The following is a 12,129-nucleotide window of genomic DNA, read 5'->3' on the forward strand; positions in this document are numbered from 1 at the left end:
GCTGATCGCGGCGATGACCGCAATGGCCGCCGAACGGCGTCCTTCATTCCCAGAATTCGAGGAGATTCGATGTCCGACGTGATCCTGCACCACTATCCGATGTCGCCGTTCAGCGAAAAGCTGCGCGCGATTTTTGGATACAAGCAGCTGGCATGGAAATCGGTGATCACGCCGTTCGTGATGCCGAAGCCGGACCTGATGCCGCTGACCGGTGGTTACCGCAAGGCACCGGTGATGCAGATCGGCCGCGACATCTACTGCGATACCGCATTGATGGTGCGCGTGCTCGATCGCCTGTTTCCGACGCCGCCGCTGATGCCGCTCGCGCACAAGGCCAGCTGCGCCGCGTTTGCCGCGCTCGAACAGACGCTGTTCTTCGCGGCCGTCCCGACGCTGTTCCAGCCGGCTGGGCTGAAGGTGATGATGGAACGCCTCGGGCCGCAGGCGCTCGACACCTTTTCCAAGGACCGTGCTGGCCTGTTCACCGGCGGCACGACATCCCGTCCGGGACCGGAGTTCGGGAAGACCCATTTCCTGCCGCTGATGAATGCGCTCGACCAGCAGCTCGCGACGTCGCCGTTCCTGCTCGGAGAAGCGCCGACCTTGGCCGACTTCACGTCGTACCACCCGGTCTGGTTCATTCTCGGCAACTCGGGCGTTGCGCCGCTGCTCGATCCGTTCAAGAACCTGCTGGCCTGGGCCGAGCGGATCAAGGCGCTGGGTCATGGCCAGCCGACCGATCTGTCCGGCGCCGATGCCATCGAAATCGCCCGCAGCAGCACCGGCCTGCAGCCCCCGGACGGCCCGCTGCTGGAGCCGGAAGGCGTGCGCATCGGCTCGAAGGTCGTCGTCGCGGCAACCGACTACGGGGTCGATCCGGTGCACGGCGTGCTGATGCACGCCTCGGTGTTCGAGATCGCGATCAAGCGCGTCGACGAACGCGCCGGCGATGTCGTCGTCCATTTCCCGCGTGCCGGGTTCAAGGTCAAGGCGGAGGCCTGAGTCGATGAGCACGGAAGCCAATTTCGTACCGCTGAAAACCTGGCGCGAGTTGCCGCACGACGAGATGCGCTTGCGCGCCGCTGCGTTTGCCGATGACATGCATCGTCGCCGCACCGTGCGCGAATATTCGCCGCGGCCGGTGCCTCGCGAAGTGATCGTCGATGCCGTGCGGGCTGCGGCATCGGCGCCAAGCGGCGCCAACCAGCAGCCGTGGCATTTCGTGATCGTCGAGCGTGCGGACGTTCGCAAGCAGATCCGCGAAGGTGCCGAAGCCGAGGAGCGCGAGTTCTATGGCCGCCGCGCGCCGGACGAGTGGCTGGCCGCACTCGCCCCGCTCGGCACCGACGAGCACAAGCCGTTCCTCGAAACGGCGCCGTACCTGATCGCGATCTTCTACGAGCGCCACGGCGTCAAGCCGGACGGCTCGAAGTTCAAGACCTACTACGCGCCGGAATCGGTCGGCATCGCCACCGGCCTGCTGATCGCGGCCCTGCATCAGGCAGGACTCGCGACCTTGACCCACACGCCGTCCCCGATGGGTTTTCTGCGCGAGATCTTGCAGCGCCCGGTCAACGAGACGCCGTATCTGCTGCTGGTGACCGGCTACCCGGCCGACGACGTCAAGGTGCCGGACATCCGGCGCAAGGCGATGGCCGACATCCTGACCATCGTCTGAGCCGACTCGAACGCCTTCGGCTCGCGCGAGCGAAGGCGTCGGGGCGAGTCCTTACGGCAGCATCCGCTGGATTTCCGGTTCCTTGTCGCGGAACTGGTGTTTCAGTGCGGCGCCGACGTGCAGCACGTACAGCCCGTACAGCAGAAAGCCGAAGACCTCGTGCACGAGGCCGAAGCGGTCGTGCAGCACTTCCTTGAAGCCCGGCTCGACGCTGCTGATCGCCGCGATTCGCGGCCATTCGAACAGGCCGTACAGGAACATCGGATGCTCGGCGGCATCCTTCCATGCCGAGTCGTGCATCCAGCCCGACAGCGGCAGCGCGATCATCACCACGTACAGCAGCGCATGCGCCATGTGCGCGGCGATCTTCTCCCACGCCGGATACTTGGCCGGCAGCGCCGGCGGCCGATGCGTGGCGCGCCACAACAGCCGCATCAGCGCCAGACCGAGCACCGTGATGCCGGTCGACTTGTGGGTATCGATCACTGGCCGCACCCAGGCATCCGGCAGGAAATCGACCGACCAGATCAGCAGCACGTTGACCACGATCAGCGTGGCGATCAGCCAGTGCAGGGCGACGGCGACGCGGGTGTACTTCTCGGGCAGGGTACTCATGTCGATGGCGGCAAGGGTTCGAGCAGTTCAGGGATTCGGCGATGATGCGGCTGGCGGCGGCAGGGTCGGCACCCAGTCGTTGCGGCGGCGCAGGAAGCTGATCCAGCCGAGCGTGGCTCCGGCATGACGCAGCAGCTGGAAGCTGAAAGGTTCGGCGAGTGCCGCACCCAGCGCAAGCCCCCAGGTCTTCAGGCTCACGCGCTGCCCCAGCCAGCGGTGATACAGATGCACCGACCACGCGTGATAGACCAGATCGATGCCGAGCTTGGTCGCGATCGTCGCGAGAATCTGCCAGATCACCGGCTGGCCGCTGATGGCGTACCAGCACAGCAGCGCGAACGCGGTGACACCGAACACCGGCTGCATCGTGTCGAGCACCTTCACCGGCAGCATCAGCACGCCGACCTTGCCATAGCGCGGGCTGCCGACCATGTCGCGGTTCTCGAAGATGGTTTCGAGGAAGCCGCCGAACCAGCGGCTGCGCTGACGCAGGAACTGGCGCAGGGTTGCCGGCGCATCGGTCTCGGCATGAGCCTCGCTGAACACGCGCACCTGCCAGTCGAGCCCGTGCCGGTACGAGTGCCGATGTAGACGATGGATCAGTTCGTAATCCTCGACCCGGCTCAGCGGGTCGAAGCCACCGACCGCCAGCAGCGGCTCGCGGCGGTAGCCGGCGAACGCGCCCGACACCAGCAGCAGGGCATCGGAACGCACCCAGGCTTCGCGCGAGATGAACGCGCGCAGGTATTCGAAGGTCTGGAACCACTCGAACAGCCGTCCGGACACGCCCGGCGCGCAGCGCGGCCGCAGCACGCCGCAGCCGGCGACTAGCTTCGGGTTCGCCGCGAAGTCCCGGCGCAGCGCCGCGATGGCGTCCGGTGCCAGCACGGTGTCGGCATCGATGGTGACGACGACCTCGGTCGTCATCCGCGGCAGCGCCTCGTTCATCGACCGCGCCTTGCCGCTGTGCGGCTTGGCCAGCACGGCGAGCCGCCCCGCCCGTTCGATGCCATCCGGCCCCATGACCAACGCGAACTCGCGGCGCAGCCGCGCCAGCGAGTCGTCGGTGGAGCCGTCATCGGCGATGAAGATCAGGTCCGGTGGATCGGTCTGCGCCTGCAGCGCGCGGATGCAACTCGGCAGGATCTCGCGCTCGTTGCGCGCGGCCACGATCACGCCGACGGTCACCCGTTGCGCGGCTGTGGCGGTCGCCGCCTTGTGCCCGCCGGCAAAGCGCAGCCCGCGCGTCTGCCAGGCGACGTACAGCAGCAGCGAGGTGTCGTAACTGACGTACAGCAGGCCGGCCGCCCAGACCACGAGGCCGCTCAGGCTGGCCGCACCGGCGAGCGACGCCAGCCAGGCGCTGACCACCAGCACGAACAGCAGGTTGCCGCGCAGCAGGCGGCCCGCGAGTTCCCAGCCGGTTTCGGGAGGCAGGATCGATGAGGAGTCAGGCAGCTTCAAACGGATTCTCGGGTCGGGCAACGCACCGGGCGCGTCCAGCGTCGGGCATCAGGCAGCGGTAGACCGCCGATCGGCCAGCAAGTGCCCGCGAATCGGCAGCCACGGCGACGATGCCGATGCCTCGCTTACGGCGACTTCGCGGCACCGGATGCCGTCGGCACGGGTTGCGCAGGCGCCGGCCGGTTGTACAGGACGATCAGCAGCACGCCGGCCAGCACCAGCACGATCGCGGCCAACTCGGTCGCCGTGAACACTTCGCCGCCAAAGGTCACGCCGAGCAGCAGCGCGATCACCGGATTGACGTAGGCATAGCTCGTCGCCAGCGATGGCGACACCGTCTGCACCAGATAGATGTACGCGCTGAACGCCAGCACGCTGCCAGCCAGCGTCAGGTAGACCACCGACAGCATCGCCTTCGGCGTGGTCACGAGCTGCCAGGACTCGCCGGCGGCATGGCTCGCACCGAGGAACACGACGCCGGCCGACAGCATCTGGCAGGCCGTGCTCATCGCGCCTTTCGGCAGATCGATCCGCCGGCTCCAGACCGAGCCGAACGCCCAGCTCACCGGCGCGATGATCAACAGGCTGGCCGACAGCGGATTGGCCGCGAAATCGCCATCCAGATTCAGCAGCACGATGCCCGAGAAGCCGACCAGCAGCCCGAGCCACTGCAAGGCCTTCGGCCAGGCGCCCCAGATACCGCCGAACAGGCTCGCCCACAGCGGCATCGTCGCCACCGCCGTCGCCGCCAGCGCCGACCCGACCGACTGCTGCGCGTAGACCACCGCGCCATTGCCGACATTCAGCAACAGGAAGCCGATCACGATCGAAAACCCGACTTGCCGACGTGTCGGCAGCGCATGGCCACGCAGCCGCAGGAACGCCATCAGCACGCTGCCGGCAATGACGAAGCGCAGCCCCGGAAAGAACAGCGGCGGATACTCCGCCAGCGCGAAGTGGATCGCCAGATAGGTCGACCCCCAGACGAAATACACGGCCGCCAGCGACAGCCACACCAACAGCGGCAGCCGCCCCGAGGCGGCAGGCAAGGCATTCACGGAAAATTCTCGAAAAGGCAGGCGCGCATGGTACGCCCGTCGGCACGGGCTGTTGCCCTGCCCGGGCGATCCGCGAGACAGGACGCGAACCGCCGCACGGTACGCCGCGATCAGCCGCCGCGCAGCACCTCATGCGCACAGTTGCGTCCCGGAGCACCCGTCACGCCGCCGCCCGGATGGTTGCCGGAGCCGCACAGGAACAGGCCGCGCAGCGGCGTGCGGTAGTCGGCCCAGCCGGGGATCGGGCGCATCGAGAACAGCTGGTGCAGCGCCATCGAGCCGTGGAAGATGTTGCCGCCGGTGAGGGCGAAGCGACGTTCGAGGTCCAGCGGCGTCAGTATCTGACGGTACAGCACGCTGGCGGCGAAGTTCGGCGCATAGTCGTTGACGGCGGCGATGCAGCGGTCGGCGAAGTCTTCGCGGATCGCATCCCAGTGCAGGCCTTCGGCAAGCTGGTACGGCGCGTACTGGACGAACATCTGCACGATGTGATGGCCCGGCGGCGCCAAGGTGGTGTCGACCGAGGTCGGAATCGTCAGTTCGAGGATCGGCGCCGTCGACGGCTGGCCACGGCGGGCATCGTCGTACGCGGCTTCGAGGTATTCCATCGTCGGGCTGATGTGGATCGTGCCGCGATGCTGCGGGCCGACCGTCGCCTTGCCCGGCATCGCGGTGAAATCCGGCAGCTCGGACACTGCGAGATTGATCTTCATCGAGGCGCTGGCGTAATCGATGCGGGCCACCGCGTCGGCGAACGGCTTCGGCAGCGCCGTGGCCGGCAGCAGCTTGCGGAAGGTGACGTCGGGCGTCGCGTTCGAGATCACGGTCTTCGCGCGAATCACGTCGCCGCCACGCATCCGTACGCCGACCGCACGGCCGTCTTCGACCACGATTTCGCCGACTTCCGCCCCGAGGCGAATCTCGACACCCGCCGCGCGCGCGGACGCAGCCATTGCCTGCGTCACCGCGCCCATGCCGCCTTCGACATAGCCCCAGACGCCGCGGGCGCCGCCGGCCGTGCCCATGACGTGGTGCAGCAGGACGTAGCCGGTGCCCGGTGCCGAAATCGGTTGCTGCGCGCCGATCACGGCATCGGTGGCGAGGGTGGCCTTCAGCACGTCGGACTCGAACCAGCGATCGAGGATCGGCCGCGCCGCGCCGGTCAGCAGTTCGATGCTCTGCGGCAGTTCGTCGCCCAGCGCCTGCATCGCGCGATACAGCTTGCGGCTGCGGCGCAGCTCGCGCAGGCGCGACAGCCAGCCCCGCGCGCGCCATGAGGCCGGCAGCGGCAGCAGATCGGCCGGCGGCTCGGTCAGCAGTGGCTCGATGCATTCGGCGACGCGCGTCAGCCAAGCTTCGTATTTCGGGTAGGCCTCGGCATCGCGGGCGGAGAACTTCGCGATCTCGCGATGGTTCAGCGCTTCGTCCGGTCCCATCAGCAGTGAGCGGCCGTCCGGCAGCGGCGTGAATGACGACGGGTTGCGGCCCAGCACCTTGTAGCCGTGCTTCGCGAGTTCCATTTCCTCAACCACTTCCGGCAGCAGCAGGCTGATCAGGTAGGACGCCGTGGAGGCGCGATAACCGGGCGCGATGTCTTCGGTCACCGCGGCACCGCCGACCACCGTGTGGCGTTCGAGCACCAGCACTTTCTTCCCGGCCTTGGCCAGGGTCGTGGCGCAGACCAGGCCGTTGTGGCCGCCGCCGATCAGGATTGCGTCGTAGCTGAAGGTCATCGTCAGTCTCGGTAGTCAGGGGTGCTGCTCAGGCGGCTTGCGGCGCGGCCGCACGGCTGCGCTCGCTGACCGCGACGATCACGCCGGCAATCAGGATCGCGGTGCCGATCAGCACGGTCAGTGGTGGTGCAGCACCGCTCCAGACCGCGCCGTAGGCAATGCCGGCAATGGTTTCGAACACGATCATCTGGCCGAGCAGCGACGACGGCAGGCTGTGGCTCGACATGTTCCACAGGGTATTCGCCGCCCACGACGTGACCAGTCCGAGGAACAGGCTGATGCCGCCGAACAGCCACCAGCCCTGCGCCACGGGGATGGTGGCCGGCTGGGTGGCGGCAAACAGCAGCAGCGAGAACGGCAGCGCCGCGGCACCCTGCAATGACGTCCATTGCAGGCCGGTCATGCCGCCGGGTCTGGCGACGGCGAGTTTCAGGCGCTCGGCATTCATCACGCCGTAGACCGTCCACAGCAGCAGCGATCCGGTGGCGCAGGCCCAGCCGATCAGCTCGTCGCGGGTTGGCCCATCGACGAAGGCCGTGCTGCCCTTCGCGGCCGTCGGGGCCTGCGCCAGCCACAGACCGCCGAGGATCAGCAGCAGCGCCCACAGATAGCGCGCCGTCAGCGGCTGCCGATCCCGAATGCGTGCGGCCAGCGAGACGGTGACCGGCAGCAGCCCGATGATCAGGGTCGGCATCACGTAGCCAGCCTTCTGCACCGACACGCTGAGCAGCGCGTAGTACAGAAGATTGCCGAACAAGGTCAGCACCGCGGCTTCGCGCCACAACGCGGCATCCCGCAGATTCACGCGGCCGCGCCGATGCAGCAGCCACAGGGTCACGATCGAACCCAGGCCATAAGCCATGTAGCGCCCGGCGGCGACCGCGAGTCCGGGCCAGTCGCTGAGGATCAGCGGGCCGACGAAGGCAAAGCCCCAGCCGGCGCAGGCCAGGATCGCGTAGAGAATGCCGATGCGCACGCGGGCGGCCGAGTTCATCGCAGGGTCACGAGGTCGACGGCGACGGTGCGTTCGCCATCGCCGAGCCAGACCTGACCATCCTGAATCGTGCAGTGCAGCTGCATCGTCCGCTGTGCCAGCTGCGCCAAGGTCACGTCGCCGCTGACATTGACCTTGCGCACGCCGAGGTTCTTCGCCCGCGCCAGCTTCGGCTCCGCCAGCTGCCACCACGGATCCGCCGCACGATTGAAGCCATAGACGAAGACCTGCCCGGCGCGGCCGCAGGCGCGAATCACGTTCTTCTCGTCCGGCTGGCCGAGTTCGATCCATTCCTCGACCAGGCCGGTCAGATCCTTGCGCCAGAGGTCGGGCTCGTCCGGATCGCTCAAGCCCTTGCCGAGTTCCAGCCGCTCGTGCGCGTGCAGCGCGAACACCAGCACGCGCACCATCATGCGTTCGTCGGTCTCCGACGGATGGCGGGCAATGGTCAACGCATGCTCCGCGTAATAGCCGCGATCCATGTCGGCGATCTGCAGTTGTGCCTTGAAGATGGTGGCCTTGAGCGCCATTCGAGTCGATTTTCGGGGTGCCGGCACGCGGCGAACGCGTGTTTTACGGGAAAGCGCTGGCAAAGACCATGATCTGGCGCGGTTGCCGGGCGATCCGCGTCGTTCGGCCGGAATCGCGCTCACGCGACGCTCTGGCAAACACCTTGCCAGACCCCGGCATGCGGCCCCGCGATTCGACCTGCCAGCACGTTGCAACGCATTGCGAACGGGTTGGCAGTTCGCGGCATCGGTGCGCTCTATCTACTGGCGATATCGGCCTGAAACCTGCAGCCTGCGCACCGGCCGCATTGCCTCGATCTTTCACGCTCCCCGATGCCGTTCACGCTTGCTCATCCCGCTGCGGTGGTTCCGCTGCGCCGCCTCGCGCCACTGTCCGCTCTCGTCATCGGCAGCATGGTTGCCGATGCCGGACATTTCCTGTCGATCGACCTGCCGCGCGGCTTCACGCATGGCCGGCGCGGCTTGCTGATGTACAGCGTGCCGGCCGGCTGGCTGGTCTGGCTGATCTTCCAGCGTCTGCTGCGCGAACCGCTGCTGGCACTGGCACCTACCGGATTCGCGGCGCGACTGCCGGCGGAAGCGCCGCTGCCGCGCACGTTCGTCGAGGTCGGGCGGATCACGCTCGGTCTTGTGCTCGGCTGGTTGACCCACGTCGTCTGGGATCGCATGACGACGATCAATTTCTCGTTGCCGTACACCGCCTCTCTGATTGCGCCGCTGACCGTGATCCGCGGCGTGCCGATCTATCCGCAGGACCTGCTGCGTCATGGCAGCGCCATGATCGGGCTGGCATTGCTGGCGCTGTGGCTGCTGCGCTGGTGGCAACGCACGCCGCCGGCCGTGCGCCCGACGCTGATCCTGCCGATCACCATGCGGATCAGCCTGATCGCCGTATCCTCGCTCGCCATTGCCGCGTTCGCGCTGGCCGCCGCCAGCGGCCACGACAGTCCATTCGCGGGGCGCACCGTGCTGACCCGCGCCGTGCGCGCGGCGCTGCCGGCGATCGGCGTGACCGTGCTCGGCTACGCCGTCATCTGGCAGCTGTGGCGGCGCAAGTCAGCGCGCTGACGGGGTCACCTCTGAATCCGGGTCGAATACACGTCAATAAATGTGTATCTGACCCCCATTAAGTGCTGCCTGAGGCGGCTTACGGGGCGATCAGGGTACGCAGGCCGTCGAGATCCAGCACCGGCACGCCGAGCTTCTCGGCCTTCGCGAGCTTGGAGCCTGCCGCTTCGCCAGCCAGCAGGTAGTCGGTCTTGGCCGAGACGCTGCCGCTGACCTTGCCGCCGTTGGCCTCGATCAGTGCCGAGGCGTCCTCGCGGCTCATACCGGGCAAGGTGCCGGTGATGACGAAGGTCTTGCCGGTCAGGGCACCTTCCGCTGCCGCCTTCGGGGCTGGCCAGTGGATGCCCGCCCCCCCCGCCTCGACCGGGGCGACGAGCGTGTCGATCACGGCGCGATTGCGCGGCTCGGCAAGGAAATGGGCGATCGACGCGGCTACGGTCTCGCCGACATCCGGCACCGCCTGCAGTTGCGGATAGGCCGGCGCCCGCTCGGCGTCGCTGCGGCGGATCTTCTTCTCGGTGCGGTGCTCTTCGGCTTCGCGTTCGATCCGCAGGCGATGGCGCGCTTCCGCGTGCTTCGCGTCGCTCTCAGCCGCGGCGATCAGCGCCTCCAGCGTGCCGAAATGCTGCGCGAGGTCACGCGCCGTGGTTTCGCCGACCACCGGAATGCCGAGCGCGAACAGGAAGCGGCCGAACGTGGTGTGGCGGCTGGCATCGATCGCCTTGACCAGGTTCTGGGCCGATTTCTCGCCCATCCGCTCCAGCGCGGCCAGATTCTCCGCATTCAGCTTCAGATAGATGTCGGCAGGCGTGGCGACACCCCGTTCGTCGATCACCAGCGCCAGCAGCTTTTCGCCGAGGCCGTCGATGTCGATCGCCTTGCGCGACACGAAGTGGATCAGCGCGCCGTGCAGCTGCGCGCGGCACGACAGGCCGTTGGTGCAGCGGGCGATCGCCTCGCCTTCCTCTCGGGCGATCTGGCCGCCGCAGACCGGACAGGCCGCCGGCAGGCTGACGATGCGGGCATCGGCCGGCCGCAGCGCGAGCACCACTTCCTTGACCTCGGGAATCACGTCGCCGGCACGGCGTACGACCACGGTATCGCCGATGCGCACGTCCTTGCGCTGCACCTCGTCCATGTTGTGCAGGGTGGCATTGCTGACATTGGCACCGCCGACGAACACCGGTTTCAGCCGCGCGACCGGCGTCACGGCGCCGGTGCGGCCAATCTGGAACTCGACGTTTTCGAGCACCGTCACCGCTTCCTCGGCCGCGAACTTGTAGGCGACCGCCCAACGCGGCTCGCGCGACACGGTGCCGAGTTCCTCGCGACCGGCGAGGTCATCGAGCTTGAACACCACGCCGTCGATGTCGAACGGCAGGCTGGCGCGCTTCGCGCCCATCCGCTCAAAGTAGGCCTGGCAGCCATCGGCGCCGGTCACCGGCTCGATCAGCTCGGACACCGGGAAGCCCCAGTCGCGGAGCTGCCGCAGCACGTCGCGATGCTGCAAGGGCGCCGCCCAGCCTTCGGACACGCCGACGGCATAGGCGTAGAACGCCAGCGGCCGTTTCGCCGTGATCACCGATTCGAGCTGCCGCAGACTGCCGGCCGCGGCATTGCGCGGATTGACCGGCGGCTTCTCGCCTCGGGCCTCGGCGTCCGCCACCATCTTCCGGAAGCCGGCCAGCGGCAGGTAGACCTCGCCGCGCACTTCGATCAGCGGCGGTGCCTCGCCCTGAATCCTCAGCGGCAGCGACCGGATCGTGCGCAGGTTGGCGGTGATGTCCTCGCCGGTTTCACCATCGCCGCGGGTCGCGCCCTGCACGAACACGCCGTTCTGGTAGATCAGCGAAACCGCCAGACCGTCGAGCTTCGGCTCGGCGATGTAGTCGACACTGCCCTTCAGCAGCACCTCGCGTACACGACGGTCGAAATCCTGCAACGCCGCTTCATCGTCGGCCTTGCGCAAGCTCAGCATCGGCTGGCGGTGACGCACCGGCGCGAATGCCGGCGATGGCGCGCCGCCGACGCGCTGGGTCGGCGAATCCGGCGTCTTCAGCTCGGGATGGTCGGCTTCGAGCTTCTGCAGCTCGGAAAACAGCCGGTCGTATTCGGCGTCCGGAAGCTCCGGATCATCGAGCACGTAATAGCGGTGGTTGGCCCGCTCCAGTTGCCGCCGCAGTTCGGCGGCGCGCGTCGCCGCCGTCGTCATGTCAGTGCGGCGCGTGCTGGCGTGCCCAGGCTTCTACTTCCTGCTGCAGCGCCCGGGCGGACGATGGCGTGAAGCTCTGCTTCTTTGAATCGAAGACCTCGGCGTTCAGCGCGCGAGCCAGCTTTTCCGCCGTGCCGATCATGTCGCGGATCGCGTCCGAGGCGCGGACTGGCCCCGGCAGCACCATGAACAGCGTCAAGCCGGGCGTCGAGAAATGGTCGGCGGCCGCTGGATCGAGATGACCAGGCTTCAGCAGGCTGGCGACGCTGAACACGGCTTCGCCGCCGGACAGGCGGTGATAGATCTGACGCGCGCCGAATTCGAGGCCGACCGATTCCAGCGCCGCATGCAGTTCCGGCCCGAGAATCTGCACGCCTTCACGTTCGGCGATCAGCAGCGACACGATTTTCTGCTGTTGCGGCTTGTCCGCCACGAGCGGTTTGACCGGCGGTGCCGGGATCGGTGCGGCGAGCGACGGTCCGCGCGGCGGCACCGGCGCGGCCGGGGCGTCGGCAGCGATGCCGGCATCGAAGCGCGGCTCCACGCGACGCGGCTTGCCGACCCCGAATTCGTCGAACTGCTGGCCTTCGGCACCGAAGATGTCGAGCTGCCGCTCGCGGCCGCTGCCCGGACGCAGTTCGCCGGCCGGCTCGTCATCGCTGTTCAGTGCGCGGCGGTCGCGACGCGACAGGAAATAGATCGCGATGACCGCGATGACCGCGAAAATCAGCAACGCCCACTGCAATGGACTCATCGTTTCGCCTTTGGCCCTGATTC

Annotated in this window: 11 protein-coding genes; 3 read left to right on the plus strand and 8 right to left on the minus strand. The window is 67.6% G+C overall.

Annotated features, from left to right (window positions below):
• Nucleotides 1–69 precede the first annotated feature (69 nt).
• Both QZ951_RS07330 and QZ951_RS07335 read left to right on the plus strand, forming a co-directional pair.
• Nucleotides 70–1,002, plus strand: a complete 933-nt coding sequence (locus tag QZ951_RS07330) for a glutathione S-transferase family protein (protein ID WP_292999885.1) — start codon at nt 70–72, stop codon at nt 1,000–1,002.
• 4 nt (nt 1,003–1,006) lie between these two features.
• Nucleotides 1,007–1,678 carry a nitroreductase family protein gene (locus tag QZ951_RS07335; RefSeq protein WP_292999886.1) on the plus strand — a complete coding sequence of 224 codons (672 nt, stop codon included), beginning with the start codon at nt 1,007–1,009 and terminating at the stop codon, nt 1,676–1,678.
• Nucleotides 1,679–1,729: 51 nt separating this feature from the next.
• Here the strand turns inward: QZ951_RS07335 and QZ951_RS07340 are convergent, their stop codons facing one another.
• From QZ951_RS07340 to QZ951_RS07365, 6 genes are all read right to left on the minus strand, one after another.
• Nucleotides 1,730–2,293 carry a cytochrome b gene (locus tag QZ951_RS07340; RefSeq protein WP_292999887.1) on the minus strand — a complete coding sequence of 188 codons (564 nt, stop codon included), beginning with the start codon at nt 2,291–2,293 and terminating at the stop codon, nt 1,730–1,732.
• 27 nt (nt 2,294–2,320) lie between these two features.
• Nucleotides 2,321–3,757, minus strand: coding sequence for a glycosyltransferase family 2 protein (locus QZ951_RS07345; protein ID WP_292999888.1), 1,437 nt, complete (start codon nt 3,755–3,757; stop codon nt 2,321–2,323).
• A gap of 125 nt (nt 3,758–3,882) precedes the next feature.
• Nucleotides 3,883–4,806 (minus strand): drug/metabolite exporter YedA, encoded by a 924-nt coding sequence (gene yedA, locus QZ951_RS07350; RefSeq protein WP_366943846.1) that lies wholly within the window; start codon nt 4,804–4,806, stop codon nt 3,883–3,885.
• A gap of 119 nt (nt 4,807–4,925) precedes the next feature.
• On the minus strand, nt 4,926–6,548 hold the full coding sequence (locus tag QZ951_RS07355) for an NAD(P)/FAD-dependent oxidoreductase (RefSeq protein WP_292999890.1): 1,623 nt from the start codon (nt 6,546–6,548) through the stop codon (nt 4,926–4,928).
• 28 nt (nt 6,549–6,576) lie between these two features.
• Nucleotides 6,577–7,542 carry a DMT family transporter gene (locus QZ951_RS07360; protein ID WP_292999891.1) on the minus strand — a complete coding sequence of 322 codons (966 nt, stop codon included), beginning with the start codon at nt 7,540–7,542 and terminating at the stop codon, nt 6,577–6,579.
• Nucleotides 7,539–8,072, minus strand: coding sequence for a YaeQ family protein (locus tag QZ951_RS07365; protein ID WP_292999892.1), 534 nt, complete (start codon nt 8,070–8,072; stop codon nt 7,539–7,541). Before QZ951_RS07365 ends, QZ951_RS07360 begins: the two co-directional genes overlap by 4 nt.
• A 312-nt stretch (nt 8,073–8,384) precedes the next feature.
• On the opposite strand from QZ951_RS07365, the gene QZ951_RS07370 reads away from it, so the two are divergent.
• Nucleotides 8,385–9,140, plus strand: a complete 756-nt coding sequence (locus tag QZ951_RS07370; RefSeq protein WP_292999893.1) for a DUF4184 family protein — start codon at nt 8,385–8,387, stop codon at nt 9,138–9,140.
• 79 nt (nt 9,141–9,219) lie between these two features.
• On the opposite strand, the gene ligA is transcribed toward QZ951_RS07370, so the two are convergent.
• A complete protein-coding gene (gene ligA, locus QZ951_RS07375; RefSeq protein ID WP_292999894.1) occupies nt 9,220–11,352 on the minus strand; it encodes an NAD-dependent DNA ligase LigA in 2,133 nt (710 codons plus the stop codon).
• Nucleotide 11,353: 1 nt separating this feature from the next.
• Nucleotides 11,354–12,106: a cell division protein ZipA C-terminal FtsZ-binding domain-containing protein gene (locus QZ951_RS07380; protein ID WP_292999895.1), complete on the minus strand. Its 753-nt coding sequence runs from the start codon at nt 12,104–12,106 to the stop codon at nt 11,354–11,356.
• Between the last annotated feature and the right edge of the window lie 23 nt (nt 12,107–12,129).

This window comes from Nevskia sp., assembly GCF_021732705.1.
Taxonomy (GTDB): Bacteria; Pseudomonadota; Gammaproteobacteria; order Nevskiales; family Nevskiaceae; genus Nevskia.